The 26,971-nt window shown below is 64.5% G+C and carries 27 protein-coding genes; 17 read left to right on the forward strand and 10 right to left on the reverse strand.

The genetic code is table 11. The features are described from left to right. Window positions 1-110 precede the first annotated feature (110 nt). The 4 genes from JOD97_RS31865 to purB all read right to left on the reverse strand — a co-directional run bounded on the left by JOD97_RS31865 (window position 111) and on the right by purB (window position 3,322). Window positions 111-677: a YceI family protein gene (locus tag JOD97_RS31865; protein WP_209726835.1), complete on the reverse strand. Its 567-nt coding sequence runs from the start codon at window positions 675-677 to the stop codon at window positions 111-113. A 33-nt stretch (window positions 678-710) separates the two neighbouring features. Beyond that, the gene (locus JOD97_RS31870) at window positions 711-1,265 is read right to left on the reverse strand and encodes a YceI family protein (protein ID WP_209726836.1); all 555 of its coding nucleotides are present in this window, start codon (window positions 1,263-1,265) and stop codon (window positions 711-713) included. 22 nt (window positions 1,266-1,287) lie between these two features. After that, complete coding sequence (locus JOD97_RS31875; RefSeq protein WP_209726837.1) at window positions 1,288-1,812, reverse strand: cytochrome b; 525 nt, start codon at window positions 1,810-1,812, stop codon at window positions 1,288-1,290. 133 nt (window positions 1,813-1,945) lie between these two features. Further along, complete coding sequence (gene purB, locus JOD97_RS31880) at window positions 1,946-3,322, reverse strand: adenylosuccinate lyase (protein WP_209726838.1); 1,377 nt, start codon at window positions 3,320-3,322, stop codon at window positions 1,946-1,948. Between the two features lie 104 nt (window positions 3,323-3,426). On the opposite strand from purB, the gene JOD97_RS31885 reads away from it, so the two are divergent. The 6 genes from JOD97_RS31885 (at window position 3,427) to JOD97_RS31910 (ending at window position 12,100) form a co-directional block, all read left to right on the forward strand. Then, complete coding sequence (locus JOD97_RS31885) at window positions 3,427-4,038, forward strand: glutathione S-transferase N-terminal domain-containing protein (protein ID WP_209726839.1); 612 nt, start codon at window positions 3,427-3,429, stop codon at window positions 4,036-4,038. Window positions 4,039-4,046: 8 nt separating this feature from the next. After that, the gene (locus JOD97_RS31890) at window positions 4,047-5,099 is read left to right on the forward strand and encodes a LacI family DNA-binding transcriptional regulator (RefSeq protein WP_209726840.1); all 1,053 of its coding nucleotides are present in this window, start codon (window positions 4,047-4,049) and stop codon (window positions 5,097-5,099) included. A 340-nt stretch (window positions 5,100-5,439) separates the two neighbouring features. After that, the gene (locus JOD97_RS31895; RefSeq protein WP_209726841.1) at window positions 5,440-7,737 is read left to right on the forward strand and encodes a TonB-dependent siderophore receptor; all 2,298 of its coding nucleotides are present in this window, start codon (window positions 5,440-5,442) and stop codon (window positions 7,735-7,737) included. Window positions 7,738-7,913: 176 nt separating this feature from the next. Beyond that, a complete protein-coding gene (locus JOD97_RS31900; RefSeq protein WP_229264872.1) occupies window positions 7,914-9,749 on the forward strand; it encodes an alpha-amylase family protein in 1,836 nt (611 codons plus the stop codon). Between the two features lie 33 nt (window positions 9,750-9,782). Beyond that, window positions 9,783-10,748, forward strand: a complete 966-nt coding sequence (locus JOD97_RS31905) for a PfkB family carbohydrate kinase (protein WP_209726843.1) — start codon at window positions 9,783-9,785, stop codon at window positions 10,746-10,748. Further along, window positions 10,745-12,100, forward strand: coding sequence for an MFS transporter (locus tag JOD97_RS31910; protein ID WP_229264873.1), 1,356 nt, complete (start codon window positions 10,745-10,747; stop codon window positions 12,098-12,100). Before JOD97_RS31905 ends, JOD97_RS31910 begins: the two co-directional genes overlap by 4 nt. A gap of 80 nt (window positions 12,101-12,180) precedes the next feature. On the opposite strand, the gene bfr is transcribed toward JOD97_RS31910, so the two are convergent. After that, window positions 12,181-12,654: a bacterioferritin gene (bfr, locus tag JOD97_RS31915; RefSeq protein ID WP_209726844.1), complete on the reverse strand. Its 474-nt coding sequence runs from the start codon at window positions 12,652-12,654 to the stop codon at window positions 12,181-12,183. Between the two features lie 238 nt (window positions 12,655-12,892). Here bfr and JOD97_RS31920 point away from each other — a divergent pair, with 238 nt between their 5' ends. Then, the gene (locus JOD97_RS31920) at window positions 12,893-13,429 is read left to right on the forward strand and encodes a pyridoxamine 5'-phosphate oxidase family protein (RefSeq protein ID WP_209726845.1); all 537 of its coding nucleotides are present in this window, start codon (window positions 12,893-12,895) and stop codon (window positions 13,427-13,429) included. 97 nt (window positions 13,430-13,526) lie between these two features. Here JOD97_RS31920 and JOD97_RS31925 read toward each other — a convergent pair whose 3' ends face one another. Both JOD97_RS31925 and JOD97_RS31930 read right to left on the reverse strand, forming a co-directional pair. After that, window positions 13,527-14,240: an energy transducer TonB gene (locus JOD97_RS31925; protein ID WP_229264874.1), complete on the reverse strand. Its 714-nt coding sequence runs from the start codon at window positions 14,238-14,240 to the stop codon at window positions 13,527-13,529. Window positions 14,241-14,251: 11 nt separating this feature from the next. Then, window positions 14,252-14,476, reverse strand: a complete 225-nt coding sequence (locus JOD97_RS31930) for a bacterioferritin-associated ferredoxin (RefSeq protein ID WP_209726847.1) — start codon at window positions 14,474-14,476, stop codon at window positions 14,252-14,254. Window positions 14,477-14,728: 252 nt separating this feature from the next. Between JOD97_RS31930 and JOD97_RS31935 the strand changes: the two genes are divergently transcribed. Genes JOD97_RS31935 through JOD97_RS31945 form a run of 3 tightly spaced genes read left to right on the forward strand, consistent with a single transcriptional unit; the run spans window position 14,729 to window position 17,197 of the window. Further along, the gene (locus tag JOD97_RS31935) at window positions 14,729-14,998 is read left to right on the forward strand and encodes a FeoA family protein (RefSeq protein WP_209726848.1); all 270 of its coding nucleotides are present in this window, start codon (window positions 14,729-14,731) and stop codon (window positions 14,996-14,998) included. 3 nt (window positions 14,999-15,001) lie between these two features. Continuing rightward, a complete protein-coding gene (locus JOD97_RS31940) occupies window positions 15,002-16,900 on the forward strand; it encodes a ferrous iron transporter B (RefSeq protein ID WP_209726849.1) in 1,899 nt (632 codons plus the stop codon). A gap of 12 nt (window positions 16,901-16,912) precedes the next feature. Beyond that, window positions 16,913-17,197 carry a DUF6587 family protein gene (locus tag JOD97_RS31945; protein WP_209726850.1) on the forward strand — a complete coding sequence of 95 codons (285 nt, stop codon included), beginning with the start codon at window positions 16,913-16,915 and terminating at the stop codon, window positions 17,195-17,197. A gap of 140 nt (window positions 17,198-17,337) precedes the next feature. Here the strand turns inward: JOD97_RS31945 and JOD97_RS31950 are convergent, their stop codons facing one another. After that, window positions 17,338-18,948, reverse strand: a complete 1,611-nt coding sequence (locus JOD97_RS31950; RefSeq protein WP_373999984.1) for an FMN-binding glutamate synthase family protein — start codon at window positions 18,946-18,948, stop codon at window positions 17,338-17,340. A gap of 146 nt (window positions 18,949-19,094) precedes the next feature. Between JOD97_RS31950 and JOD97_RS31955 the strand changes: the two genes are divergently transcribed. Genes JOD97_RS31955 through JOD97_RS31965 form a run of 3 tightly spaced genes read left to right on the forward strand, consistent with a single transcriptional unit; the run spans window position 19,095 to window position 21,068 of the window. Then, a complete protein-coding gene (locus JOD97_RS31955) occupies window positions 19,095-19,766 on the forward strand; it encodes a glutathione S-transferase (RefSeq protein ID WP_209726851.1) in 672 nt (223 codons plus the stop codon). Between the two features lie 55 nt (window positions 19,767-19,821). Further along, window positions 19,822-20,598 carry a 5'-3' exonuclease H3TH domain-containing protein gene (locus JOD97_RS31960; RefSeq protein WP_209726852.1) on the forward strand — a complete coding sequence of 259 codons (777 nt, stop codon included), beginning with the start codon at window positions 19,822-19,824 and terminating at the stop codon, window positions 20,596-20,598. A 38-nt stretch (window positions 20,599-20,636) separates the two neighbouring features. Beyond that, a complete protein-coding gene (locus JOD97_RS31965; RefSeq protein WP_209726853.1) occupies window positions 20,637-21,068 on the forward strand; it encodes a response regulator in 432 nt (143 codons plus the stop codon). A gap of 43 nt (window positions 21,069-21,111) precedes the next feature. Here the strand turns inward: JOD97_RS31965 and mnmA are convergent, their stop codons facing one another. Together mnmA and JOD97_RS31975 are read right to left on the reverse strand one after the other, a co-directional pair. Then, window positions 21,112-22,218, reverse strand: coding sequence for a tRNA 2-thiouridine(34) synthase MnmA (mnmA, locus tag JOD97_RS31970; protein ID WP_209726854.1), 1,107 nt, complete (start codon window positions 22,216-22,218; stop codon window positions 21,112-21,114). 15 nt (window positions 22,219-22,233) lie between these two features. After that, window positions 22,234-22,728, reverse strand: coding sequence for an NUDIX hydrolase (locus tag JOD97_RS31975; RefSeq protein WP_209726855.1), 495 nt, complete (start codon window positions 22,726-22,728; stop codon window positions 22,234-22,236). Window positions 22,729-23,031: 303 nt separating this feature from the next. On the opposite strand from JOD97_RS31975, the gene JOD97_RS31980 reads away from it, so the two are divergent. The 4 genes from JOD97_RS31980 to JOD97_RS31995 all read left to right on the forward strand — a co-directional run bounded on the left by JOD97_RS31980 (window position 23,032) and on the right by JOD97_RS31995 (window position 26,859). Then, on the forward strand, window positions 23,032-24,144 hold the full coding sequence (locus JOD97_RS31980; RefSeq protein ID WP_209726856.1) for a Re/Si-specific NAD(P)(+) transhydrogenase subunit alpha: 1,113 nt from the start codon (window positions 23,032-23,034) through the stop codon (window positions 24,142-24,144). Window positions 24,145-24,155: 11 nt separating this feature from the next. Next, window positions 24,156-24,521 carry an NAD(P) transhydrogenase subunit alpha gene (locus JOD97_RS31985; protein ID WP_209726857.1) on the forward strand — a complete coding sequence of 122 codons (366 nt, stop codon included), beginning with the start codon at window positions 24,156-24,158 and terminating at the stop codon, window positions 24,519-24,521. Next, entirely contained in the window at window positions 24,518-25,987 is a 1,470-nt protein-coding gene (locus tag JOD97_RS31990) for an NAD(P)(+) transhydrogenase (Re/Si-specific) subunit beta (protein ID WP_209726858.1), read from the forward strand. The genes JOD97_RS31985 and JOD97_RS31990 overlap by 4 nt, the downstream gene beginning before the upstream one ends. A gap of 107 nt (window positions 25,988-26,094) precedes the next feature. Continuing rightward, window positions 26,095-26,859, forward strand: coding sequence for an SDR family oxidoreductase (locus JOD97_RS31995; protein WP_209726859.1), 765 nt, complete (start codon window positions 26,095-26,097; stop codon window positions 26,857-26,859). The last annotated feature ends 112 nt before the right edge of the window (window positions 26,860-26,971 follow it).

The raw sequence follows: 26,971 nt of genomic DNA on the forward strand, positions 1-26,971 counted from the left end.
TAGTATTACATGGTTTTTTTAAACGAATTCTCGCCAATTTTCACATCCGGGCAAAAAAAAATCCTGCGCCCCGGTGGGGAGCGCAGGATCGGACGGGGCCGGGAGGAGGCTTAGTCGGCTTTGATCGCTTCGATCTGGATGGCCAGCTTGACCTCCGGCGAGAAGTTTGGCAGGCCGTAGTTCAGGCCGAAATCGCTGCGCTTGAACTCGGCCGTGGCATCGGCGCCGCACACTTCCTTTTTGTAGCGCGGGTGCATGATGCACTTGAACTTGTCCACCTTGAGCGCGACCGGCTTGGTCACGCCCAGCATCGTCAATTCGCCGTCGACGCCGACCAGCTTGTCACCGTCGAACTTGAACGATTTGCTCTTGTAGGTGATCGTCGGGAATTTCTCGACGTTGAACATGTCCGGGCCGCGCGCGTGGCTGTCCATCTTGTCGAGGCCGAAGTTGATCGAGGCCGGGTCGATCGCCAGGTCCAGCGCGCCCGTCTTGGCCGCGCGGTCCATCGTGACCGTGCCGGTGGTCTTGTTGAACTTGCCGCGCCAGACCGACAGCCCCATGTGGTCGGCCTCGAAGCTTGGGAAGGTGTGCGTCGGGTCGACGGTGTAGGTGGCGGCGATGGCCGACGTGGCCGAGGCGGCCAGCAAGGTGGCGATCAGGATCTGCAATTTCATGTGGTGGGTCTCCCTGTGTGGATCGTTAAACTATTATTGGCCGGCGACGACGTGGAATTTGATCGTGACGTCGTCGGCGACCATGCTGGTGTCTTTCCATTCGCCTTCGCCGATGTTGTAGGCCAGGCGTTTGATCGGCAGCGCGCCGTCGAACACTTGCTTGCCGCCCTCGGTCTTGACCGTCAGCGGGAAGGTGATGTCGGTGGCCTTGCCCTTGATGGTCAGCTTGCCGGTGACGGTGAGCTTGCCGGCGCCGGCGCTTTTGATGGCGCTCGAGACGAAGGTCGCTTTCGGGAACTGCGCCGAGTTGAACCATTCCTTCTTGGCCACTTCCTTGTTGTACTCCGGGTCGCCCATGTCGAGGCTGGCCGTTTCCACTTCGACCGTGGCCTTGGAGGCGTCCGGCTTGGCGGCGTCGTAGTCTATGGCGACCGTGTATTTCTTGAACTTCGATTCGATCGGCACGTTCATTTGCTTGAACGTGGCCGAGACCGAGCTCTTGGCCGGATCGGCCTTGAGCACGGCGGCGCTGGCGGCCAGGGCGACACCCATCAGGGAGACGAGGGCGATTTTTTTCATGGTTTTCATTGTGGCTCCGGTAGGGTGGGGGTTACGGCAGCATGCGCTTGAGCGTGATGTCGCGGTCGATAAAGTGGTGCTTCAGGGCGGCCAGCGCGTGGGCTACCACGACGCCCGCCATCGTCATGACCAAAACATAATGAACGGTCTTTAAGATGGCCTTAAGTTCGGGGTCCGGGCCGATGATGGCCGGCAGGGTCACCAGTTTCAGATACACCACCGGCACGCCGGCCGCGCTGCCGTACAGGTAGCCCGAGATCGGCGCGGCGAACATCAGGAAGTACAGCAGGTAGTGCACGCCGTCGGCGACCTTGTGCTGCCATGGCGGGATGCTGACCAGCGGCGGCGGCGGCCGGTTCGCCTGGCGCCACAGCAGGCGGACCGCCGCCAGCGCCAGCACCGTCACGCCCAGCCATTTGTGCCAGGAGAAGTACTTGAGCTTGGTCGGCGTGAAGCCGGGGATGTCGACCATCGTCAGGCCGAGGAAGAAGGCCGCGACGATCATCAGCGCGATGAGCCAGTGCAGCAACATCGCGGTCTTGGTATAGCGTTGCATTTTTATAGTGCTCCAGAAATAGTACGTGTTAGGACTAATATACCAAAGAAACGTCGCATGCGTTGGCGGGCGACAAAAAAGCCCCCGGGACTTGCGTCGCGGGGGCTAGTGTATGACATCTTGCTAATTTACATCAGATGGCTTTGGCCAGAGCGGGGGCGATGCCGATGTAGTTGGCCGGCGTCATGGCCAGCAGCAGGTCCTTGGCGTCCTGCGGAATGGCCAGGCCGGTGATGAACTCGCGCAGCGCGTCCTTGGAGATGCCCTTGCCGCGCGTCAGTTCCTTCAACTGTTCGTACGGGTTCTCGATGCCATAGCGGCGCATCACGGTTTGCACCGGCTCGGCCAGCACTTCCCAGTTGGCGTCGAGGTCGGCGGCCAGGCGCGCGTGGTTCACTTCCAGCTTGTTGAGGCCGCGCAGGCAGCTGTCGTAGGCCAGCAAGGTGTAGCCGAGGCCGACGCCGATGTTGCGCAGGACGGTCGAGTCGGTCAGGTCGCGCTGCATGCGCGACACCGGCAGCTTCTCGGACAGGTGCTTGAGCACGGCGTTGGCCAGGCCCAGGTTGCCTTCGGAGTTTTCGAAGTCGATCGGGTTGACCTTGTGCGGCATGGTCGACGAGCCGATCTCGCCGGCCTTGGTCTTTTGCTTGAAGTAGCCCAGCGAGACGTAGCTCCAGATGTCGCGGTTCAGGTCCAGCAGGATGGTGTTGGCGCGGGCGAAGGCGTCGAACAGTTCGGCCATGTAGTCGTGCGGTTCGATCTGGATGGTGTACGGGTTGAACACCAGGCCCAGGCGCGTCTCGATGACGTCCTTGGAGAAGGCCGCCCAGTCGAACGACGGGTAGGCCGACAGGTGGGCGTTGTAGTTGCCGACCGCGCCGTTCATCTTGCCGAGGATTTCGACCTGCTCGATGCGCTTGATGGCGCGCTGCAGGCGGGCGACGACGTTGGCCATCTCCTTGCCCAGGGTGGTCGGGCTGGCGGTCTGGCCGTGGGTGCGCGAGAGCATCGGCACGTCGGCGTTGGCGACGGCGATCTCGGTCAGGCGGGCGATGACGTTGCGCAGCGACGGCAGCATGACGTTGTCGCGCGCGGCCTTGAGCATCATGCCGTGCGAGGTGTTGTTGATGTCTTCCGAGGTGCAGGCGAAGTGAATGAACTCGGAGGCGGCGACCAGCTCCGGCACGTCCTTGACCTGCTCCTTGAGCCAGTATTCGACGGCCTTGACGTCGTGGTTGGTGACCGCTTCGATTTCCTTGATGCGGGCGGCGTCGCTTTCCTTGAACTCGTTGGCGATCTTGTCGAGCAACGCGGTGCCGGCGGCCGAAAACGGCTTGATCTCGGCGAAACCGGCCAACGACAGCGCCTGCAGCCAGGAGATTTCCACTTTGACGCGGTGGTGCATGAAGCCCGATTCGGACAGGATGGGACGCAGCAGGTCGGTTTTGCCGGCGTAGCGGCCGTCCAGCGGCGACAGCGCCGACAGCGTGGAGTAAGCAGGTGTGGTCATGATCGAGGGAGCGAAGTTGAAGGAGCAAAAACGTGATTTTACCATTGGCGGCCCGCGACCCGGCCGATGTTATACTGTCCACTGACCTTCTACTCTACGCATCCATGAAACTTATCGGTTCCCTCGCCAGTCCTTATGTCCGCAAAGTCCGCGTCGTCCTGGCCGAAAAAAAGCTCGACTACCAGTTCGAGCTGGAAAACGTGTGGGCCCCCGATACGGCTATCAGCACCCTCAACCCGCTGGGCAAGGTGCCCAGCCTTGTCATGGAGGACGGCAGCGTCATGATCGATTCGCGCGTGATGGTCGAATACCTCGACACCCTGACGCCGGTATGCAAGCTGCTGCCGCCCAATGGTCGCGACCGCGCCGACGTCAAGTGCTGGGAAGCGCTGGCCGACGGCATGCTGGACGCCGCCATCACCGTGCGCCTGGAACGCACGCAGCGTCCGATCGAGCTGCAGAGCGAGGACTGGATCGCGCGCCAGATGCGCAAGGTCCACCTCGGCCTCGCGGCGTTGTCGGAAAAGCTGGGCGAGCAGGCTTACTGCGCCGGCAAGAACTACTCGCTGGCCGACGTGGCGGTTGGCTGCACCCTGGGTTGGCTGTCGTTCCGCTTCCCGGAGATCACCTGGCGCGACGACCACGCCAACCTGGCCAGGTTGTTCGATAAACTGTCGGAGCGCCAGTCGTTCAAAGACACCGTGCCATCGGCTTGACCTCCGCCATGCCGAAGACGCCGCCGCCCGACGCGGACAACGCCGCCCAGCAGCGGCGCCTGCAGATGGCCGACATCGCGCGGCTGGCCGGCGTGTCCACGTCCACGGTTTCGCGCGCGCTGGCCGGCAGCAAATTGGTCAGCGAGGAGACCCGGGTGCGCATCATGGAGCTGGCGCGCTCGCTCAAATACACCATCAACATCGGCGCGCAGAACCTGCGCATGAAGCAGAACCGCACCGTTGGCGTGGTGATTCCGTACGACCCGACCACGCGCCAGCACCTGTCCGATCCGTTCTTCCTCGGCATGCTGGGTAGCCTGGCCGACGCCCTCACCGAGCAGGGCTTCGACATGCTGGTCTCGCGCGTCAACGCCGAGGAGCTGGACGCGGCGGCCGGGCCGTTCGACACCGGCCGCGTGATCGGCATCGTGTTGATCGGCCAGTGGCGCCACCACGAACAACTGAACCAACTGGCGGCGCGCCACGTGCCGATCGTCGTGTGGGGCGCGCAACTGCCGCAGCAGTTGTACTGCACCGTCGGCGGCGACAACCTGACCGGCGGCGAGCTGGCCGCCAGCCATTTGCTGGAAGAGGGACGCAAGCGCATCGCCTTCTTCGGCGATATCAATTTGCCCGAGGTCGGGCAGCGCTACGCCGGTTACCGCCGCGCGCTGGAGAAAGCCGGCATCGAGGTCGATCCGGCGCTGCAGGTGTCGGTGTCGTTCCTGCCCGAGGGCGGGCGCGAGGCGGTCGAGGAGCTGCTGGCGCGCGGCGTGCCGTTCGACGCCATCTTCGCCGGCAGCGACCTGCTGGCCATGACCGCGATTAACACGATGCGCGAGCACGGGCTGTTCGTGCCGGGGCAGGTGGCGGTGGTCGGTTACGACGACATCGAGTTGTCGACCTATTTCCATCCGCCGCTGACGACGGTGCAGCAGCCGATCCGCGAAGCCGGGCGGGCGCTGGTGGCGTCGCTGCTGGAGTTGGTCGAAGGGCGGCCGTCGCCGTCGCTGCAGCTGCCGACCCAGCTGGTGGTGCGTGCCAGTAGCCGCACCGTCTGATCCATCCTCGGAGACACGTAGGGCGGATTAGCGCAGCGTAATCCGCCATTGAGCCGTCGACGGCTCATGGCGGATTACGGCGTCCTGCCTAATCCGCCCTACGAACCGATTGTCTTATTTTCGCAACCGATTGCATAAATATTGTGCTGCAGCGCAGCATGAATTGCCTATCTTTCGGACAATTTCCATGATTTTATAGCGGTTCTATAGCCGCGGGATTGCCGTGCACACATACTGCACCGCACCTATGCAATCGATTGCATTAAATCCCCGTTCGAGGAATAATGGCGTACCTGCTCAACAAAACAGCAGAGCAAAACGACAATATCTGGAGACCACCATGAAACATCGCACCATCCAACTGGCCGCCATGACGGCCGCCGTCGCCGCCGCCGTCCTGCACATGGGCGCCGCCGCCGCGCAGGAAGCCGCCGCCCCCGCCCCCGCCGCGCCAGCGGATGGCTTGAACATGGAGCGCGTGGTCGTCACCGGCACCACCACCGGCTCGTCGAAGATGAAGACCAGCGTCTCGATCAGCACCATCGAGGGCGACGCCATCAAGAACTCGGCGGCGCTGAGCGCGGCCGAGGTGCTGCGCTCCGTGCCGGGCGTGCGCGCCGAGTCGTCGGGCGGCGAGGGCAACGCCAACATCACCGTGCGCGGCGTGCCGGTATCGGCCGGCGGCGCGCGCTACGTGCAAATCCAGGAGGACGGCCTGCCGGTGCTGCAGTCGGGCGACTTCAACTTCATCACGCCGGACAGCTACGTCAAGATCGACGGCACGCTCGACCACCTGGAAGTGGTGCGCGGCGGCTCGGCCTCCACGCTGGCGACCAACGCGCCGGGCGGCATCATCAACTTCATCACCAAGACCGGCGAGGAGAAGGGCGGCCATATCGGCATCAGCCGCGGCCTCGGTTACGACGAGACCCGCTACGACTTCGATTACGGCTCGCCGATCTCGGACAAGACGCGCTTCTTCATCGGCGGCAGCTACCGCACCGGCGAAGGCGTGCGCGATACCGGCATGAGCACCGCCAGCGGCGGCCAGATTCGCGGCAATATCACGCATGACCTGGACAATGGCTACATCCGCCTGTCGTTCAAGCACGTCGACGACAAGACGCCGACCGCGCTGCCGGTGCCGGTGCGCGTGGTGAACCAGAAGATCACCGAAATCCCGGGCATCGATCCGCGCACGGTGAGCTTCTATTCGCCGAACTGGGTGCGCGATGTCACGCTGGGCAAGAACAACACGCCGGTGTCGACCGACGTCAACGACGGCCTGCACGTCAAGAGCGATTCGATCGGCCTGGAAGGCTCGTTCGACCTGGGCGACGGCTGGAACCTCAGCAACAAGTTCCGCGCCTCCGACAACAGCGGCCGCTTCACCGGCGTCTTCGCCGGTAACAACGGCGTGGCCGGCAACTACACCTTCGCCACCGGCCCGAATCGCGGCAAGGCCTACAACGGCCTGGCCTTCTCGGCGGTGGTGTTCAACACCTCGATCGACGACGCCGGCAACACGCTCAACGACACCAAGCTGTCGAAGACCTTCAAGCTGGCCGACGGCTCCAAGCTGACCACCACCGCCGGCCTGTATCTGTCGAACCAGAAGCTGGCGCTGACGTGGAACTTCAACGAGTACCTGATGCAGCTGAGCGGCGACAAGCCGGCCTTGCTGCAAACGGCCAGCAGCACCCCCGGCCTGGTGGGCCCGGCCTTCGGCGGCTGCTGCATGCGCGCGGTCGACATGGAATACAAACTGACGTCGCCATACCTGAACGTCGGCTACGAGGCTGGTCCGCTGAACCTCGACGCGAGCGTGCGCCAGGACCGCCAGGAAGCCAACGGCACCGCCAACATCGCCACCGGCGGCCTGCGCTACGATCCGGCCACCGAGCAGATGGTCAACTACAAGATCAACCACACCTCGTATTCGGTCGGCGGCAACTACCGCATCACCAGCAACCTGGCGGCGTTCGCGCGCGTCAGCGACGGCGTGGCCTTCAACGCCGACCGTATTCTGTTCGGCACCCCGCTGGACGGCTCGACGCCGATCAACATCAACACCGTCAAGCAGCTCGAAGGCGGCGTGAAATGGCGCAGCGGCGGCTTGAGCGCCTTCGTCACGCTGTTCCAGGCCAAGACCGACGAGAGCAACTACGAGGCGACCACGCAGCGCAGCACCTCCAACAAGTACGACGCCAAGGGCGTTGAACTGGAAAGCGCGTATTCGATCGGCGACTTCCGCGTCACCGGGGGCGCCACCTACACGCACGCCAAGATCACCGGCACGGCGGCGGCGGACGTGGCCAACATCGGCAACTCGCCGCGCCGCCAGGCCAACTGGATCTACCAGGTCGCGCCGACCTACAACATCGGCGATGCCACGGTGGGCGCCAGCGTGATCGGCACCGGCAAGTCGTGGGGCGACGATGCGCACACCATCGAGATGCCGGCGTACGCGGTGGTCAACGCCTTCGTCAATTATCGCGTGACGGAGAAGGCCACCGTGTCGCTGAGCGCTAATAATCTGTTCAACAAGATCGGCTACACCGAGGTGGAAGGCGACGGCCATGCCGCGCGCTCGATCAACGGCCGCGCCGCGAAGGTGACGCTGTCGTATGCCTTCTAAGCACGACCAAGCGCTTATCCAAACCACGTAAACACGTAACACGTAGGGCGGATTAGCGCAGCGTAATCGGCCATGCATGCTCCGCCAGCGGCTCATGCATGGCCGATTACGGCGTTCCGCCTAATCCGCCCTACGAATCAACTATCACTATGCCTTCTCAAACAACATCGGACCGCTTGCTAGCCTCCCTTCCCAACGATCTGCGTCCTCTGGCGGCACAACGCCTGTCGACGGCCGAACCGGTGCTGCGCCGCCTGCTGGCCGGCCTGTACGGCGAGCGCGCCGATTTCGACACCTGGTTCGGCGATCTGATGGAATCCCTGGGCAAGCTGTACGCCGAGCGCCCGCCGGAACTGCGCGCGCTCGATATCCAGCGCGCCGCGCAACCGGAGTGGTTCCTGAGCCAGCGCATGCTGGGCTACTGCGCCTACGTGCAGAACTTCGGCGGCAGCTTGAACGGCGTGGCCGAGCGCATCCCGTACCTGGAGGAGCTGGGCGTCAGCTACCTGCACCTGCTGCCGTTCCTGCGCCCGCGCGAAGGCGAGAACGACGGCGGTTTCGCCGTCACCAGTTTCGACGAGGTCGATCCGGCGCTGGGCACCAACGCCGACCTGCACGACCTGACCACGCGCCTGCGCGCCGCCGGTATCAGCCTGTGCTCCGATTTCATCCTGAACCACGTGGCCGATGACAACCAGTGGGCGCTGGCCGCGAAGGCCGGCGACGCGAAGGCGCGGGCGATGTTCCACGTCTTCCCCGACCGCGACATGCCGGACCGCCATGAGCGCACGCTGGGCCAGGTGTTCCCGCAGGTCGCGCCGGGCAATTTCACCTACGTCGAGGCGATGGGCGGCTGGGTGTGGACCACGTTCTACCCCTATCAATGGGATATGAACTGGTCCAATCCGGACGTCTTCGCCGAGATGGCGGCGGCGATGCTGCGGCTGGCCAACCGCGGCATCGAGGTGTTCCGCCTCGATTCGACCGCCTTCCTGTGGAAACGCGAAGGCACCAACAGCATGAACCAGCCGGAGGCGCACCAGCTGCTGCAAGCCTTGCGCGCCATCGTCGACATCGTCGCACCGGGCGTGCTGCTGAAGGCGGAGGCCATCGTGCCGACGCGCGAGCTGCCGGCCTATCTGGGCAGCGCCGCCGCGCCGGAATGCCATATCGCTTATCACAGCAGCCTGATGGCCGCCGGCTGGGTGGCGCTGGCCGAGCAAAACACCGGCGTGCTGCGCGAGGTGATCCGCAACACGCCGCCGTTGCCGTCGGCCGCGACGTGGCTCAGTTACGTGCGCTGCCACGACGACATCGGCTGGAACGTGCTGCGCGCGGAGGCCGAAGTGGGTTCGGCGGCGGGCGCTGCGGCGCGACTGGCCGGCGCCGCGCGCTTCTTCAGCGGCGCGCAAGGCAGCTACGCCAGCGGCGCCGCCTTCCAGAGCACCGATCCGAACGCGGCCCACGGCAGCAATGGCATGGCCGCTTCGCTGACCGGCTTGCAGACCGCCACCAATGAGGAAGAGCGCTCGCTGGCGCTGCGCCGCATGCTGCTGCTGCATGGCCTGGCGTTGAGCTTTGGCGCGCTGCCGGTGCTGTACATGGGCGACGAGCTGGCGATGGAAAACGATTACAGCTATCTCGATCGTCCACAGCATGCGATGGACAGCCGCTGGCTGCAACGGCCGGTGTTCGACGAGCAGCGCTGGAAGCACCGCTACGACAAGACCAGCGCGCCGGGAATCATGTACCAGGGGCTGGCCAATCTGATACGCGCGCGCCGCAAGCAGGATGCCTTGGCCGCCAACGCGCCGCGCGCGCTGCTGGCCGACGCGCCCGACGGCGTGCTGGCGCTGGCGCGCGGCGAGCGCTTCCTGACGTTGATGAACTTTACCGGCCTGCCGCAAGAATACGCGCTGCAGGGCGTCTGGAGCGACCACGCGGAGCCGGGCCGCATCGAAGGAACGATCACCCTGGCGCCTTACGCGATGCACTGGCTGGCACGCGAATAATATAAAATCGCCCGAAAGGGCGTGGAGACATGCATGAACCAACAAACCATAGCCGTATTCGGCGAAGCGCTGGTCGACGATTTCATCACCGAGCAGGTTGTCGGCGGTGCGCCCTTTAACGTGGCGCGTAATCTGGCGGCGTTCGGCGTCGCCACGCTGATGGTCACGCGCATCGGCGACGACAAGAACGGTGCGCTGATGCGCGCGGAGTTCGAACGCTTCGGCATGAGCGAGGCGGGCCTGCAGATCGATCCCAAGGAAGCCACCGGCCGCGTGGTGGTCGAGCGCAACGCGCAGGGCCACCGGTTCATCATCCTGCCCGACCAGGCTTACGACTACGTGGAGGTGGCGCCCGCGCTGGCGGCGCTGGCGCACGCCAAGCCCGCCGTCATCTACTTCGGCACCATGGCGCAGCGGCATGAGCGCTCGCGCGCGGCGCTGCGGGCGATGCTGCAAGCGTCGGACGCCACGCGTTATCTGGACTTGAACGTGCGCGACGGCCAGGTGACCGAACGCTGCGCCTTCGAGTCGCTGCATCTGGCCGATATCGTCAAGGTCAACGAGGAAGAACTCAAGGATTTGTTCAGCTGGTACACGCACACCAAGCCGGGCACCGAGGCCATCGACAGCCCCGAGATGGTCGAGGCTTGCCAAGCGCTGATGCGCATCTTCACGCTAAAGGGATTGATCGTCACCCTCGGCGAGCGCGGCGCGCTGCACTTCGGCGCCGACGGCACCGTCACCGCCAATCAGGAATGCCATGCGCCGGCGCGCATCGTCGATACCGTCGGCGCGGGCGACGCTTTCTCGGCGGTGTTCCTGTTCGGCCAGTCGCAGGGCTGGTCGCTGCCGCTCACGCTGGCGCGCGCCAATGCCTTCGCCGGCGCCATCTGCGGCATCTCCGGCGCGGTGCCGGCCGATATCGCCTTTTACCAGCCGTGGATCGCATGCTGGCGCAGCGGCGGCGTGTTGCCGTCGAAGGCCGGAGCGGTGGTATGAGCGCCGGCGTGAAGCCGCATCTGTCGTTCTGGCAGATCATCAATATGAACATCGGATTCTTCGGCATCCAGTTCAGCTTTGGCCTGCAGCAGAGCAGCATGAGCCCCATCTACAAATACCTGGGCGCCGACGAGGCGAGCCTGCCGTATCTGTGGCTGGCCGGGCCGATGACCGGCCTGCTGGTGCAGCCGCTGATCGGCGCGATGAGCGACCGCACCGTCACGCGCTGGGGGCGGCGCACGCCGTACTTCCTGATCGGCGCGATCCTGTGCAGCCTTGGCCTGCTGGCGATGCCGTTCAGTCCCACGTTGTGGATGGCGGCCAGCCTGCTGTGGATACTGGACGCGGCCAACAACGTGACGATGGAGCCGTACCGCGCCTTCGTCAGCGACAAGCTGGCGCCGCGGCAGCATTCGATCGGCTTCCTGACGCAGAGCGCCTTCACGGGCCTGGGGCAGACGCTGGCCTACCTGACGCCGTCGTTGCTGGTCTGGCTGGGCATGAACAAGGATGCCGTCAACGCCAGCCATATTCCGCATATCGTCATCGTCGCCTTTTTGATCGGCGCGGTGTTTTCCATCAGCTCCGTGCTGTGGACCCTGAAGACCACGCCCGAGCATCCGCTGACGGCGCTGGAGCTGGCGGAGATCCGCTCGCGGCCGGGCGGCTGGCGCCAGACCTTCCGCGATATCGACAGCGCCGTGCGCGAGATGCCGGCCACGATGAAGCAGCTGGCGTGGGTCAAGCTGTTCCAGTGGTATGCGATGTTCTGCTATTGGCAGTACATTATGCTGTCGCTGTCGACCACCTTGTACGGCACCACCGACCAGGCGTCGCAGGGCTTCCGCGACGCCGGCTTGCTGGCCGGGCAGGTGGGGGCGTTCTATAACTTCATCGCGTTCGTCGGCGCGCTGGCGCTGGTGCCTTTCACGCGCAAGTACGGGCCGAAGCTGACGCACAGCGTGTGCCTGACGCTGGCCGGCTTCGCGATGCTGAGCATTCCGATGATTCACTCGCCGGCGCTGCTGTTCGTGCCGATGGTCGGCATCGGCCTGGCGTGGGCGAGCATCATGGGCAATCCGTATGTGATGCTGGCCGGGTGCATTCCGCCGGAGCGCACCGGGGTTTATATGGGCATCTTCAATATGTTCATCGTGATCCCGATGATCATCCAGATCTTCACGCTGCCGCTGTATTACCGCAGCTTGCTGGGTGGGAATCCGGAGAACGTGATCCGGCTGGCCGGTGGCCTGATGCTGTGCGGCGCGGTGGCCGTGCTGTTCGTGAAATTGAAAAAGCCGCAGGCGGAGGGCCTGCGGCTTGAGGAGACGGCGGTTGCGTCGGTGAGGTAACCCTGCACCCTAAGGGGTCGTACCCCATGCGGGGACTCGGCGTCCCCGTACGACCCCGGCTTTCGCGTCCCGGGTCGGGTTTACTCTTCGTTCATCTGGCTTTGCAGGTAGTTCTGGATGCCGATCTTGCCGATCAGGTCCAGCTGCGTTTCGAGCCAGTCGATGTGCTCTTCGGTGTCTTCCAAAATCATCAGCAGCAGGTCGCGCGAGACGTAGTCGCCGGCCTTTTCGGCGGTGGCGATGCCTTCCTTGACGGTCAGCTGCGCGCCTTTTTCCAAGGTCAGGTCGCAGCCGATCATTTCCTCGGTGTGCTCGCCGATCATGATCTTGTGCATCGCTTGCAGGTTCGGCAGGCCGTCGAGCATCAGGATGCGGTCGATCAGCTTGTCGGCGTGCTTCATTTCGCCGATCGATTCTTCGTATTCTTTCTTCGCGATCTTTTCCAGGCCCCAGTGCTTGTACATGCGCGCGTGGAGGAAGTACTGGTTGATAGCGGTAAGTTCGTTGGTCAGCTGAGCATTCAGCAAACGGATGACTTCTGGGTCGCCCTTCATGGGGTGGCTTTCTAAAATGGTGGTGGAATACCCGCATTCTGCCACGAACGGGCGCGCGAGGCGTAGCACCACGGGCGTAAATCGTGCTCGGCGGCTAAAAAGCGTATCAATATCCCCGGAGTGAGATTGTTGGCGTTAATGAAAACAATTAGCATTCGTGACCGCAAGTGTGTGTCAGCCCACCGAGCGCCGCCCCCGCCGGCGCTACCATGGCAGCTCTACTTATCAGGAGCGCGCCATGGATTCGATCAATGCCAATCAACCGGAACAAAACCATCAGGATCTGATCGGCGAGGATGCCGTCAAGAAAATCAGGGACTTCGTCGACAGCACGCCGGGCTGCTTCTTCTGCACCAACGACGGCGACGGCGGCCCAGGCGACGCGCGGCCGATGACGGCGCTGCAGGTCGACGACCTGGGTAACATCTGGTTCATCAGCGCCAGCGACAGCCTGAAGAACCAGGAGTTGGCGGCCGACCCGTCGGCCACGCTGTACTTCCAGGGTTCGGCCCATTCGGAGTTCATGCACATCGAGGGCGTGGCCACCGTGCTGCGCGACCGCGCGAAGCTGAAGGAGCTGTGGAGCTTTACGATGAAGACCTGGTTCACCGAGGGCGAGGATGATCCGCGTATCACGCTGATCAAGTTCGCGCCGACCTATGGTTATTATTGGGATACCAAGCATGGCCGCGCGGTGGCGGGCGTGAAGATGCTGATCGGTGCAGTCATCGGCAAGACGCTCGATGATTCGATCGAGGGGCGCTTGGATTTGTAAATGCTTGACCCGCACGGCCATGCGGGGTCGTACCCCGGCGGGGTACGACCCCTAAGTTGTGACGCGGGCGTGTCGCTGAAAGGTGGCCGGGTTTGGCTTAACCCAACTGGAAATTGATCGGCACCAGCGCGTACACCGGGATCGCCTTGCCATCCTCGATATACGGCTTGTACAGCGCGCGCAGCACGGCCTGGCGGCCTGCTTCATCGAGCTTCTCGGAGCCCGACGATTTTTGGATCGTCACCTGCTCCGCCAGACCCTTTTCCCCGATCAGCACGCGCAGCATGACGATCCCGCTTTCGCCCATGCGGCGGGCGATGCTCGGATACACCGGCTGCGGCGCGCGGATATATTCCACACCCGTGATGGTTTTCGGCGCCGACGGCACCGCCGGCGCGGGCGCGGCCGGGGCCACCGGTCCGGCGACGGCCGGCGCGGCCGGCTGATTGGTGCGCGGCGCCGGCGGCGCGACGGTGATCGTCGGCTCGACCTGCGGCGTGGCCAGCACCGGCATCGGCGGGATGTAGGTTGGCGTCAGCTTCACGACCGGCACCGTCTTCGGCGGCGGCGGGGCCGGCTTGAGCGGCTCGGGCGAGGCGACGAAGGTCACCGTGACGACCTTGGGCATGACCGCGGTGACGATCTTGCCCATCATCCCCGTATTGATCGCGTAAAACATCAACGCATGACCGGCGACGATCGCCACCAGCGGGGCGAACCGGCGTCCGCGCGGTTTCGCTTGCCGGGGCATGCGCGGCGGCGTTCCAGCGTCGTTCCCGGACAGCGACGGCGCCGTCCGGCTATAGGTCATGGTGTTCATAATTAGTTGGTGAAGACGGGACGCTTCAACACGGTTTCGTTGATCTCGGCGGTGGCCTGGATCGTTGCCAGATGCTCGTTGAGGATTTGTTCGGCGCAGTCGAAGCATTGGCCGCAGCAGGTCGATACGCCCAGGTCGCGGCGCAGTTCTTCGATCGACGCCACGCCCAGTTCCACGGCTTGACGAATTTCACGATCAGATATGTTGTTGCAGACACATACAATCATCGATACACCTTCTGGCTAGGCCGCACAAATACGGGAACATGAGCAATAAAGACATGATTGCAAGTAACTTAATGCGAATCATTATCATTAATCGTATACTGCCTCAACTCGGCGGCCGATGCAAGCGTAAATAGTAGTAATTCGCATTACCGTTTATAATGCTACTATCTTATTTCCGGCGAGAACGCGATGATGCGTACCGCCGGGCGCGTCGCCGCCCCGGCGCCGGCGCATCCTGACCGGACTTAGCTCATGACGCATGCTGTTCCCCTGATCACTCTGGACGCCCTGGCGATCGGCGCTTTCGCCACCGTGGTGGGCGTCTCCCCCGGCGACGCGGCCGACGACGGCATCGGCCTGGCACGGCGGCTGATGGAGCTCGGGTTCGTGCCCGGCGAAAAAGTCCGCCTGCTCAAGCGCGGCATGCCGGGCGGCGAGCCGCTGGCCATCAAGGTCGGCAACTCCACTTTCGCGTTGCGCCGCTTCGAAGCCGCGCTGATTACGATTCAACCGGACCAATAAATAATGGGTGCAGTAGAAAAAGCGGTGCCGCAGGCGCCCGTGATCTCCCAGACGCCCATCGTGGCCTTGCTGGGCAATCCCAATTGCGGCAAGACCGCGCTGTTCAACCGCCTGACCGGCTCGCGCCAGAAGGTCGCCAATTACGCCGGCGTGACCATCGAGCGCAAGGAGGGCTCGTTCAACTCGCCGGACGGCCACGCCTTCCGCGTGCTCGATCTGCCGGGCGCCTATAGTCTGTCGGCCCACACGCCGGACGAGGAAATCACGCGCGACGTCGTCGCCGGCCTGCGCGCCGGCGAGGCCGCGCCGGACGTGGTGGTGTGCGTCGTCAACGCCACCAACCTGCGCCTGAACCTGCGCCTGGTGCTGGAGATCAAACGTCTGGGCCTGCCGATGGTGCTGGCGCTGAACATGGTCGACGTGGCCAAGAAGCGCGGCATCGAGATCGACGCCGACCTGCTGGCCGATGAACTGGGCATGCCGGTGGTGGAGACGGTGGCGGTGCAGGCCGGCGGCGAAAAGTCGCTGGTGCGCGCGCTCGAGCTGATGCTGCCGCTGGCGGTGTCCAAGCCCAAGCCGCTGGCGGCGATCGACGCCGTCTCGGTGGAGGACACGCAGCGCGAGGTGCGCCGCATCCTGGCCGCCGTCAGCAACGACGTCCACGACACCGGCAATTTGAGCGAGAAGATCGACAACGTGGTGCTGCACCCGGTGCTCGGCCCGGTCATCCTGGCGGTGCTGATGTTCCTGGTGTTCCAGGCGGTGTTCAGCTGGGCCACGGTGCCGATGGAGATGATCTCCGGCGGCGTCGAAAGCCTGGGCAAGATGCTGGGCGCCCTGCTGCCCGAGGGCATGCTGCGCAGCCTGCTGGTGGAGGGCATCATGGGCGGGGTCGGCAGCGTGCTGGTGTTCCTGCCGCAGATTCTGATCCTGTTCTTCTTCATCCTGATGCTGGAGGACTGCGGCTACCTGCCGCGCGCCGCCTTCCTGCTGGACCGGCTGATGGGCGGCGTCGGCCTGTCGGGCCGCGCCTTCATTCCGCTGCTGTCGAGCTTTGCGTGCGCGATCCCCGGCGTGATGGCCGCGCGCACCATCCAGAATAAGCGCGACCGCCTGGTGACGATCATGATCGCGCCGCTGATGACGTGTTCCGCGCGGCTGCCGGTGTACGCGCTGGTGATCGCCGCCTTCATTCCGGACCGCCAGGTGGGCGGCTTCATGAGCCTCCAGGGGCTGGTGCTGTTCGTGCTGTACTTCGCCGGCATCGTCTCGGCGATGGCGGTGGCCTACTTCATGAAGCGCGCCATGGGCTCGCGCCACAAGCAGCCGCTGATGCTGGAACTGCCGGCCTACCACTGGCCGCACATGCGCAATCTGGCGCTGGGCCTGTGGGAGCGGGCGCGGATCTTCCTCACGCGCGTCGGTACCGTGATCCTGACGTTGATGATTCTGGTGTGGTTCCTCAGCACCTTCCCGGGCGCGCCGGAAGGGGCGACCCATCCGGCGATCTATTACAGCGTCGCCGGCATGATCGGCCGCGCGCTCGAATTCGTGTTCGCGCCGATCGGCTTCAACTGGCAGATCTGCATCGCGCTGGTGCCGGGCATGGCCGCGCGCGAAGTGGCGGTCGGCGCGCTGGGCACCGTGTATGCGTTGTCGCAGAGCGGCGACGACCTGGCGCAGTCGCTGACGCCTATCCTGGCGGCGTCGTGGGCGCTGCCGACGGCGTTGTCGCTGCTGGCGTGGTATGTGTTCGCGCCGCAGTGTTTGTCGACGCTGAGCGTGGTGCGGCGCGAGACCAACAGCATCCGCTATCCGTTGCTGATGGCGGGTTATATGTTCGCGCTGGCGTACGTGGCGTCGTTCCTGACGTACCGTATTTCGCTGGCGCTGATAGGTTGACGGGAGGCTGATATGTGGCAGCAGATTATCGTGGGATTGATCGTCGCGGCGGCGGTGCTGCACTTTTGCACCAAGTACCTGCCGGCGGCGTGGCGCCAGCGGATCGTTTACTTCCTGACGCGGCGCGGGTTCGATCAGGACAAGCTCGCCAAGTTGTTCAAGACGCAGTCGAACTGCGGCGACGGCTGCGGCAGCTGCGGCTCGTGCGACACGTCGGCGCCGGCCGCGTCGTCTTCATCCTCTTCGGATTCCTCGACGCCGCACAAGCGCGTCATCAAGCTGCACGTCCAGCGCTAAGCCGAGCCACGCGGAATCACTCTGAATCACGTAGGGCGGATTAGCGCAGCGTAATCCGCCAATGCGTGCGTCTCGACGGCGGACGCATTGGCGGATTACGGCGTTCCGCCTAATCCGCCCTACGTGGAACCGTTGAACGTTTAGCACAGCGGATTAAACGACTCCGCCTGCGCCATCGGCCAATACAGGCCGAACACCGGCGGCAGGCGCGCCAGCTGGCTCGGGTCGAGCAGCTGTCCCGCCTCCAGATACGGCAGCAACTGCGACACCAGCTTGACCTGGTTGGGGGAGATGCGCCGCACCAGGTGGCGCGGCTTGAGCTGCGACGGGTGCGTTAAGCCGGCGGCGGCGATCAGCTGCGCCAGCGCGGCCATCGTGTTCTGATGGAAGTTGGTCACGCGCCGCATCTTGTCCGGCACCACCAGCGCGCGCTGGCGGTTCTGGTCCTGCGTCGCCACGCCGGTCGGGCACTTGTCGGTGTGGCAGCTTTGCGACTGGATGCACCCGAGCGCGAACATGAAGCCGCGCGCCGAATTGCACCAGTCGGCGCCAATGGCGATGATGCGGGCGACGTCGAACGCGGTGATGATCTTGCCCGAGGCGCCGATCTTGATCTTGTCGCGCAGGTTGGCGCCGACCAGCGTGTTATGCACCAGCAGCAGCGCCTCCTGCAGCGGCGTGCCGACATGGTCGGTGAATTCGAGCGGCGCGGCGCCGGTGCCGCCCTCGCCGCCGTCGACGACGATGAAGTCGGGCGTGATGCCGGTCGCCAGCATCGCCTTGACGATGCCGAAAAACTCCCACGGATGGCCGATGGCGAGCTTGAAGCCGGTCGGCTTGCCGCCCGACAGATTGCGCAGCCTGTCGATAAACGCCAGCATCTCCAGCGGAGTGGAAAACGCCGAGTGGCTCGACGGCGAGACGCAGTCCACCCCCATCGCGACGCCGCGCGTGGTGGCGATTTCGATGGTGACCTTGGCGCCCGGCAGCACGCCGCCGTGGCCCGGCTTGGCCCCCTGCGACAGCTTCAATTCGATCATCTTGACCTGCGGCGAGGTGGCGTTGGCGACGAAGTTCGCCTCCGAGAAGCGGCCCTCGGCGTCGCGGCAGCCGAAGTAGCCGGAACCGATCTCCCACACCAAATCGCCGCCGTGCTCCCGGTGATAGGGGCTGATGCTGCCCTCGCCGGTGTCGTGCATGAAGCCGCCGGCCTTGGCGCCGCCGTTGAGCGCCATGATGGCGTTGGCCGACAGCGCGCCAAAGCTCATCGCCGAGATGTTGAACACGCTGGCCGAATAGGGCTGCGCGCGCGGGCAGTCCGGGTGGTTGCCGATCTCGATGCGGAAGTCGTGACCTTGTTCGGCCGCCGGCACGATCGCGTGGTTGATCCATTCGTAGCCGGGCGCGTAGACGTCGAGCTGGGTGCCGAACGGGCGCTTGTCGGTGTCCATCTTGGCGCGCTGGTAGACGATGCTGCGCTGGTTGCGCGAGAACGGCTCGGCCACCGTGTCGTCCTCCAGCAGGTACTGGCGGATCTCGGGGCGGATCGATTCGAAGAAGAAGCGGAAATGCGCCAGGATCGGGTAGTTGCGGCGCAGCGCGCGCTTGGTTTGCAGCAGATCGCTGATGCCGACGACGGTGAGCGCGGCGGCGATCGCGGGTATCCACCAGGGCGCGCCCAAGGCCAGCGCGGCGAACAGGGTGACGACGGCGGCGACGAAGGCGAGGTAGCGCGGAGAGAGCAGATTCATGGGCGTTTGCATGGCGGCGGCTGGGAGGATCAGTGTACTGCTGTTTCTTGCCGGAATCCATTACCGATCTGTCAGCCAGACGCGGGCCAATAATGCTAAGCTAGCGCGGTCGCGGCGCACGGCCGTTCTTTTTTCGGGAACCCATCATGATCGTTGTCCACCACCTCAACAATTCGCGCTCGCAGCGGGTGCTCTGGCTGCTCGAGGAACTGGGACTGGAGTATGAGATCGTGCGCTACCAGCGCGACCCGAAGACGATGCTGGCGCCGCCGGAGCTGCGCGCCATCCACCCGCTGGGCAAGTCGCCGGTGATCACCGACGACGGTGTGGTCGTGGCCGAGTCGGGCGCGATCGTCGAATACCTGGTCGAGAAATACGGTGCCGGCCGGTTGGTGCCGCCGGCCGGCACCGCCGAGCGCCGGCGCTGGACCTATTTCCTGCATTTCGCCGAAGGCTCGGCGATGGCGCCGTTGCTGATGAAGCTGGTGTTCGACCGCGTCGAGACCAGTCCGGCGCCGTTCTTCGTCAAGCCGATCGCCAAGGCCATCGCGCGCAAGGTCAAGGGCAGCTACATCGAGCCGCAGATCGAGGCGCAGCTGACGTACCTGGAAAATGAACTGGCCACGTCGCCGTGGTTCGCCGGTGCCGAGTTCAGCGCGGCCGACATCCAGATGAGTTTTCCGCTGGAGGCGGCCGCCGCGCGCGCCGGGCTCGATGCGAGCCGTCCGAAACTGACCGACTTCCTGCGGCGCATCCACGCGCGTCCCGCCTTCCAGCGCGCGATCGAGCGCGGCGGACCGTATGAGTTGTTGAAGTAAGGTTGAGCCGCGTCGGGTAAAATGGCGGCTTGATCAAGCCCGGATGAAGTTGAACATGGGTAGACTCCTTGCCATCGACGGCCTCAATATCGTACGCCGCGTCTACGAAGCCAGTCCCGAACCCGATAGCGCCGAAAAGGCCGACATCGCGCTGCGCCACGCGCTGTCGTCGTTCCGCACGCTGGTCAACGACCACGAACCGACCCACGTGCTGCCGGCCTTCGACTTCGGCGGGCGCACCTGGCGCCACGACTTGTACGCCGGCTACCGCGAGGGCCGCGCGCCGATGCCCGCCGAGCTGCGCGCGGCGCTGCCGGCGTTCTACGACAAGCTCGCCGGCTTCGGCCTGCACGTGGTCTCGCTGCCGGAGGTCGAGGCCGACGACGTCATCGGCACCGTGGTGCTGCGCTGGCTGGCCGACGGCCGCGGCGAGGCCACCATCGCCAGCACCGACAAGGACCTGCACGGCCTGATCGCCCACGGCGCCCGCGTGTGGGACCATTTCAAGAGCGAGTGGCACGACCACGCGTGGGTCGAGCAGAAGTGGGGCGTGCCGGCCGAGCAGCTGCCGGACCTGCTGGCGCTGATGGGCGACGTCACCGATTCGATCCCCGGCGTGTCCAAGGTGGGCGTCAAGACGGCGGCCCGACTGTTGCGAACTTACGGCAATCTGGACGCCATCATGGCCGGGGCCGGGATTCTGAAGGACACGCTGGGCGAAACTCTACGAAAAGAGCGCGAAATGCTGTATCTTTCGAGACAATTGGTGCAATTGAAAACAGATGTGCGGGTCGGCGTGACGTGGAATATGCTGGCGTGGGACCGGCAATAGCCCGTGGCGCGCACACAAAACAAGACAAGGTTTGCAAGATGTTAAAAGCGGTCATTATCGATTCGAGCGCGGTCGCGCGCGGCCTGCTCAACACGGTGCTGCTCGACGGCGGCTACGACGTGGTGGGCCAAAGCCACACCTGCGCCGCCGGGCTGGCGCTGCTGATCAAGTTCAATCCGCACATCGTCTGCATCGCCCGCGAGCAGATGGAAAACGGCGAGGACGTGGTGCGCGAGATCAGGACCAAGTGGCCCAAGACCTTGATCTTCATGGTCTCGAGCGAATTCGACGCCGCCACCATCCAGGCCGCGCACGCGATGGGCGTGAGTGGTTTCATCGTCAAGCCGTTCAAGGCCGACACGGTGCTCAACACGATACGCAACGTGGTCATTGCGATGGTCAAGCGCCAGCGCGCGGCCATGGCCAAGGAGAGCGGGGACGCGGCAGCCGGCGACGGCGGCGAGGCCTAACCCGCAACCCGCGACGCATAAGCCGGGGTGCGGGTTCGGGTTGTCAGGCCGCGAAGGTCGAGCTGTCGATGATGCCGCCGCCCAGGCATACGTCGCCGTCGTACAGCACCGCCGACTGGCCCGGCGTCACCGCCCATTGGGCATCCATGAATTTCAACGCGAAGTCCGAGTCGCCCTCGGGCGCGAGCTCGCACGCCACGTCGGCCTGGCGGTAGCGCGTCTTGGCCGCCATCGCGCGCGGCGACGGCGCCTCGCCGGCGATCCAGCTGGCCTGGTCGGCGCGCAGGTCCGATGACAGCAGCCACGGATGCTCGTGGCCCTGCACGATGTAGAGCGTGTTGTTGGCCACGTCCTTGCGCGCCACGTACCAGGCGTCGCTGCTGCCGTCCGGGTTCTTGTACGCCTTCATCCCGCCCACGCCGATGCCCTTGCGCTGCCCCAGCGTGTAGAACGACAGGCCGACATGCTCGCCGACGGTCTTGCCGTCGTCGGTCTTCATCGGGCCCGGCTTGTACGACAGGTAGCGATTCAAAAACTCGCGGAACGGCCGCTCGCCGATGAAGCAGATGCCGGTCGAATCCTTCTTGGCGGCGTTCGGCAGCTTGAGCTTTTCGGCGATCTGGCGCACTTCGGTCTTGGGAATCTCGCCCAGCGGGAACAAGGTCTTCGACAACTGCGCCTGGTTCAGGCGGTGCAGGAAGTAGCTCTGGTCCTTGGTGTGGTCGACCGCCTTGAGCAGCTCGAATTTTTCACCGTTCCGGCGCACCCGCGCGTAATGGCCGGTGGCGATCAAGTCCGCCCCCAGGTGCATCGCGTGGTCGAGGAAGGCCTTGAATTTGATTTCGGCGTTGCACAGCACGTCCGGATTCGGCGTGCGGCCGGCCTGGTATTCGCGCAGGAAGTCGGCGAACACGCGGTCCTTGTATTCGCTGGCGAAGTTGACCGCCTCGATGTCGACGCCGATGACGTCGGCCACGCTGGCCGCGTCGATCCAGTCCTGCCGCGTCGAGCAGTATTCGGAATCGTCGTCGTCTTCCCAGTTCTTCATGAACAGGCCGACCACGTCGTAGCCCTGTTCCTTCAGCATCCACGCCGCGACCGAGGAATCGACCCCGCCCGACATACCGATCACGACTTTTTTCTTGCTCATTACTTTTCCAGCCTTCTATCCATTAGCGGTGCTCACCGCGTTGAACACGGAGGCGTGTGTTTGTATCAGTTCCAGCGGGGCGCGCCGCCCGGCCAGGTATTCGTCGACGCATTGCAGCACCGTGGGGCTGCGGTGACGGTCGGCGCAGGCGGCCAGTTCGTCGCGCGTGAGCCACATCGTGCGCAGGATGCCCTCGTCGAGCGGACGGTCGTGCTGCGCGCCCGGCGTGCCGCAGAACGTGAAGCGCAGATACGTCACTTCCTCGCCGGTGCGGTTGGAGGTGTAGCGCGACATGTACATGCCCACCAGCGCCGTCGGCGTGAAGTCGTATGCCGTCTCCTCCAGCGTTTCGCGGATCACCGCCTGCTCGAGCGACTCGTGCGGGTCGAGGTGGCCGGCCGGCTGGTTGATGCGGATGCCGTCGCTGGTCTCTTCTTCGATCAGCAGGAATTTGCCATCTTTTTCGACGATGGCGGCAACAGTCACAGAGGGTTTCCAGATACGCGGCATGTGTCATCCTTGAAAGAGCCGACATTTTAGCCTGTTCCGGAGGTTTGGTTTGAAACCGCGATCGCTAAAAGATGAGCTCGTGTTGAACAAAAACAAGGTTTGCTCGGATAAACCGTGGTTGACTGTGTGGTTTGCGCAAGATCCCACATTTTCGACGGCGTTTCGTGATAAATAGTCATAAATGATGTGATAAATCCGCTATGTATTGATAAATACACATTCGGTATGATGGTTCCCCGGACGGCCGCGGGCCCGGCATTTCCGTGTTAGATTCTAGTCAGTTTGTTAATCATTGGAGGCAGCATGAGAATAAGCGTACCGGCCGAGACAAGGCCGGGGGAGACCCGGGTCGCCGCCACACCGGAAACGGTCAAGAAGCTGGCGGCCAAACATGAGGTGCTGGTGCAGTCCGGCGCCGGGCTGGCCGCCTCGGTCACCGACGAGGCCTACGTGGCGGCCGGCGCGCGCATCGTCGACGCGGCCGAGGCCTACGGGGCCGAGGTGGTGCTCAAGGTGCGCGCCCCCAACGCCGACGAGCGCGCGCTGATCAAGCCGGGCACCGTGGTGATCGGCATGCTCAATCCCTTCGACGCCGACAACAACGCCGCGATGGCGTCGGCCGGCCTGCAGGCGTTCGCGCTCGAGGCGGTGCCGCGCATCACGCGCGCGCAGTCGATGGACGTGCTGTCCTCGCAGGCCAACATCGCCGGCTACAAGGCGGTGCTGGTGGCGGCCAATACCTACCAGCGCTTCATGCCGATGCTGATGACGGCGGCCGGCACGGTCAAGGCGGCGCGCGTGTTGATCATGGGCGTGGGCGTGGCCGGCCTGCAGGCGATCGCCACGGCCAAGCGACTTGGCGCCGTGATCGAGGCGTCCGACGTGCGGCCGCCCGTCAAGGAGCAGGTCGAGTCGCTGGGCGCGAAATTCATCGACGTGCCTTTCCTCACCGACGAGGAAAAAGAGATCGCGCAGGGTGTGGGCGGCTACGCGCGGCCGATGCCGGCCGACTGGATGCGCCGCCAGGCGGAGCTGGTGCACGAACGGGCCAAGCTGGCCGACGTCATCATCACCACCGCGCTGATACCGGGGCGTCCGGCGCCGGTGCTGATCTCCGAGGAGACGGTCAAGGCGATGAAGCCGGGATCGGTGATCGTCGACCTGGCCGTGTCGCAGGGCGGCAACTGCCCGCTCTCGGAGCTCAATAAAACGGTGGTCAAGCACGGCGTGCACATCGTCGGCGAGCCCGATCTGGCGACCTTGGTGGCGGCCGACGCGTCGGCGCTGTACGCGCGCAATGTGCTCGACTTCCTCAAGCTGATCATCGACAAGGAAGACAAGTTGGCGATCGACCGCGAGGACGAAATCATCAAGGCGACGCTGCTGTGCACCGGCGGCGAACTCTTAAGAAAATAAAGGGGAACACCATGGAAGTGAGCCACACCATCATCAATCTGATCATCTTCGTGCTGGCGATCTACGTCGGCTACCACGTGGTCTGGACCGTCACGCCGGCGCTGCATACGCCGCTGATGGCGGTCACCAACGCCGTCTCGGCGATCATCATCGTCGGCGCCATGCTGGCCGCCTCGCTGACCGAGGGCGTGATCGGGCAGGTCGCCGGCACCGTCGCGGTGGCGCTGGCCGCCGTCAATGTGTTCGGCGGCTTTCTGGTCACGCAGCGCATGCTGGAGATGTTCCGCAAGAAGGAGCCGAAGGCCAAGCCGGCGCCAGCCAAGGCGGGCGACCAGGTAGGCGGAAAAGTAGGCGACAAAGCGGGAGAGAGCGCATGAATTTCATCTCCATGAACCTGGTGACGATGATGTATCTCATCGCGTCGGTGTGTTTTATCCAGGCGCTCAAAGGGCTGTCGTCGCCGGGCACGGCGCGCACCGGTAACGCCTTCGGCATGTCCGGCATGGCGATCGCGGTGGTGACGACGATCGCCTTGATCCTCAAGCTGCGCGCGGAGGCCGTCACCGCCGGCACGGGCGGCGGCATGGGCCTGGCGCTGGTGCTGGCGGGCGTGGTGGTCGGCGGCGGCATCGGCGCGCTGCTGGCCAAAAAAGTCGAGATGACCAAGATGCCGGAACTGGTGGCGGCGATGCACTCGCTGATCGGCCTGGCGGCGGTGTGCATCGCGGTGGCGGCGGTGTCGGAGCCGCACGCCTTCGGCATCGCGGCGGTGGGCGAGGCGCTGCCGTTCGGTAACCGCATCGAACTGTTCATCGGCACCTTCGTCGGCGCGATCACCTTCTCCGGATCGGTCATCGCGTTCGGCAAGCTGTCGGGTAAATACAAGTTCCGCCTGTTCCAGGGCGCGCCGGTCAGCTTCGCCGGCCAGCACATGCTCAACCTGGTGCTGGCCATCGTCATGGTCGGCCTGGGGCTGGCGTTCTGCTTCGCCGGCGGCGTGGCGCCCGCGTGGACGCCGTTCCTGATCATGACCGCGATCGCCTTCGTGCTGGGCGTGTTGATCATCATCCCGATCGGCGGCGCCGACATGCCGGTGGTGGTGTCGATGCTGAACTCCTACTCCGGCTGGGCGGCGGCGGGGATCGGCTTCTCGCTCAATAACGCGATGCTGATCATCGCCGGTTCGCTGGTCGGATCAAGCGGCGCGATCCTGTCGTACATCATGTGCAAGGCGATGAACCGCTCGTTCTTCAACGTGATCCTGGGCGGCTTCGGCGGCGCCCCGGCGGAGGCGGGCGCCGGCGGCGCCAAGGAGCAGCGCCCGGTCAAATCCGGTTCGGCCGACGACGCCTCGTTCATCATGGCCAACGCCGAAAGCGTGATCATCGTGCCGGGCTACGGCCTGGCGGTGGCGCGCGCGCAGCACGCGCTCAAGGAACTGGTCGCAAAGCTGACGGAAAAGGGCGTGAGCGTGAAGTACGCGATCCATCCGGTGGCGGGGCGCATGCCGGGCCACATGAACGTGCTGCTGGCCGAGGCCGAGGTGCCGTACGACCAGGTGTTCGAGATGGAGGACATCAACGGCGAATTCGGCCAGACCGACGTGGTGCTGATCCTTGGCGCGAACGACGTGGTCAACCCGGCCGCCAAGGATCCGAAGTCGCCGATCGCCGGCATGCCGATCCTGGAGGCGTACAAGGCCAAGAGCATCATCGTCAACAAGCGCTCGATGGCGTCCGGTTACGCCGGCCTGGATAACGAGTTGTTCTACCAGGCCAATACGATGATGGTGTTCGGCGACGCTAAAAAGGTCATCGAGGACATGGTCAAGGCGGTCGAATAGGAGTTTCAATTCACATTTTGTGAATGGTCTATTGCTGTTTGGCCGATTGATGGTTGGGTTGGTGAATCTTATGATGGCTTCACTAACCCACCACAAGGAGCTTCAACATGAACCGCTTACAAAACAAAGTCGCCATCGTCACTGGCGCATCGTCGGGCATCGGCCGCGCCACCGCCAAACTGTTCGCAGCCGAAGGCGCCAAGGTCGTCGTCGCGGCGCGCCGCGAAGCCGAACTGGCCACGCTGGTCGCGGAAATCGAGGCCGATGGCGGACAAGCCGTCGCGCTGGCCGGCGACGTCACCTTGGAGGCGTTCAACGCGCGCCTGGTTGCCGCCGCCGTCGAAGCGTATGGCCGCCTCGATATCGCCTACAACAACGCCGGCACCTTGGGCGAGATGGGCGAGACCACCGGCGTGTCGGAGCAGGGCTGGAACGACACGCTGGCCGCCAACCTGACCAGCGCCTTCCTCGGCGCCAAGCATCAGATTCCGGAGATGATCAAGCATGGCGGCGGTTCGGTGATTTTCACCTCGACCTTCGTCGGTTATAGCTTCGCGTTTCCCGGCGTGGCGGCTTACGCGGCCAGCAAGGCGGGCTTGATCGGCCTGACGCAGGCGCTGGCGGCGGAATACGGGCCGAAGGGCGTGCGCGTGAATTCGGTGCTGCCCGGCGCGGTCGATACGCCGATGTACCGCGACATGAACGATACGCCGGAGGCGACGTCCTTCATCACCAATCTGCATGCGTTGAAGCGCGTGGCGCTGCCGGAGGAATTGGCGCGCTCGGTGCTGTATCTGGCGTCGGACGATTCGTCGTTCGTCACCGGCACGGCGTCGCTGGTCGACGGCGGCGTGTCGATCACCCGCACCTGATGAGCACCACGGTGACACGTAGGGCGGATTAGCGGGCGAGGCCCGCCAATCCGCCCCGGGGGCCCATCGAACGAGCGTCCTCCTGCCGGAGGACTTGAGAGGCGGAACGCCG

It is taken from the genome of Duganella sp. 1411 (assembly GCF_017833525.1).
Taxonomy (GTDB): domain Bacteria; phylum Pseudomonadota; class Gammaproteobacteria; order Burkholderiales; family Burkholderiaceae_D; genus Rugamonas.

Bases quoted from the DNA above. Each gene is read 5' to 3' on its own strand.
- JOD97_RS31865 (WP_209726835.1), bottom strand. From the start codon at position 677: ATGAAATTGCAGATCCTGATCGCCACCTTGCTGGCCGCCTCGGCCACG.
- JOD97_RS31870 (WP_209726836.1), bottom strand. From the start codon at position 1,265: ATGAAAACCATGAAAAAAATCGCCCTCGTCTCCCTGATGGGTGTCGCC.
- JOD97_RS31875 (WP_209726837.1), bottom strand. From the start codon at position 1,812: ATGCAACGCTATACCAAGACCGCGATGTTGCTGCACTGGCTCATCGCG.
- purB (WP_209726838.1), bottom strand. From the start codon at position 3,322: ATGACCACACCTGCTTACTCCACGCTGTCGGCGCTGTCGCCGCTGGAC.
- JOD97_RS31885 (WP_209726839.1), top strand. From the start codon at position 3,427: ATGAAACTTATCGGTTCCCTCGCCAGTCCTTATGTCCGCAAAGTCCGC.
- JOD97_RS31890 (WP_209726840.1), top strand. From the start codon at position 4,047: ATGCCGAAGACGCCGCCGCCCGACGCGGACAACGCCGCCCAGCAGCGG.
- JOD97_RS31895 (WP_209726841.1), top strand. From the start codon at position 5,440: ATGAAACATCGCACCATCCAACTGGCCGCCATGACGGCCGCCGTCGCC.
- JOD97_RS31905 (WP_209726843.1), top strand. From the start codon at position 9,783: ATGAACCAACAAACCATAGCCGTATTCGGCGAAGCGCTGGTCGACGAT.
- JOD97_RS31910 (WP_229264873.1), top strand. From the start codon at position 10,745: ATGAGCGCCGGCGTGAAGCCGCATCTGTCGTTCTGGCAGATCATCAAT.
- bfr (WP_209726844.1), bottom strand. From the start codon at position 12,654: ATGAAGGGCGACCCAGAAGTCATCCGTTTGCTGAATGCTCAGCTGACC.
- JOD97_RS31920 (WP_209726845.1), top strand. From the start codon at position 12,893: ATGGATTCGATCAATGCCAATCAACCGGAACAAAACCATCAGGATCTG.
- JOD97_RS31925 (WP_229264874.1), bottom strand. From the start codon at position 14,240: ATGACCTATAGCCGGACGGCGCCGTCGCTGTCCGGGAACGACGCTGGA.
- JOD97_RS31930 (WP_209726847.1), bottom strand. From the start codon at position 14,476: ATGATTGTATGTGTCTGCAACAACATATCTGATCGTGAAATTCGTCAA.
- JOD97_RS31935 (WP_209726848.1), top strand. From the start codon at position 14,729: ATGACGCATGCTGTTCCCCTGATCACTCTGGACGCCCTGGCGATCGGC.
- JOD97_RS31940 (WP_209726849.1), top strand. From the start codon at position 15,002: ATGGGTGCAGTAGAAAAAGCGGTGCCGCAGGCGCCCGTGATCTCCCAG.
- JOD97_RS31945 (WP_209726850.1), top strand. From the start codon at position 16,913: ATGTGGCAGCAGATTATCGTGGGATTGATCGTCGCGGCGGCGGTGCTG.
- JOD97_RS31950 (WP_373999984.1), bottom strand. From the start codon at position 18,948: ATGAATCTGCTCTCTCCGCGCTACCTCGCCTTCGTCGCCGCCGTCGTC.
- JOD97_RS31955 (WP_209726851.1), top strand. From the start codon at position 19,095: ATGATCGTTGTCCACCACCTCAACAATTCGCGCTCGCAGCGGGTGCTC.
- JOD97_RS31960 (WP_209726852.1), top strand. From the start codon at position 19,822: ATGGGTAGACTCCTTGCCATCGACGGCCTCAATATCGTACGCCGCGTC.
- JOD97_RS31965 (WP_209726853.1), top strand. From the start codon at position 20,637: ATGTTAAAAGCGGTCATTATCGATTCGAGCGCGGTCGCGCGCGGCCTG.
- mnmA (WP_209726854.1), bottom strand. From the start codon at position 22,218: ATGAGCAAGAAAAAAGTCGTGATCGGTATGTCGGGCGGGGTCGATTCC.
- JOD97_RS31975 (WP_209726855.1), bottom strand. From the start codon at position 22,728: ATGCCGCGTATCTGGAAACCCTCTGTGACTGTTGCCGCCATCGTCGAA.
- JOD97_RS31980 (WP_209726856.1), top strand. From the start codon at position 23,032: ATGAGAATAAGCGTACCGGCCGAGACAAGGCCGGGGGAGACCCGGGTC.
- JOD97_RS31985 (WP_209726857.1), top strand. From the start codon at position 24,156: ATGGAAGTGAGCCACACCATCATCAATCTGATCATCTTCGTGCTGGCG.
- JOD97_RS31990 (WP_209726858.1), top strand. From the start codon at position 24,518: ATGAATTTCATCTCCATGAACCTGGTGACGATGATGTATCTCATCGCG.
- JOD97_RS31995 (WP_209726859.1), top strand. From the start codon at position 26,095: ATGAACCGCTTACAAAACAAAGTCGCCATCGTCACTGGCGCATCGTCG.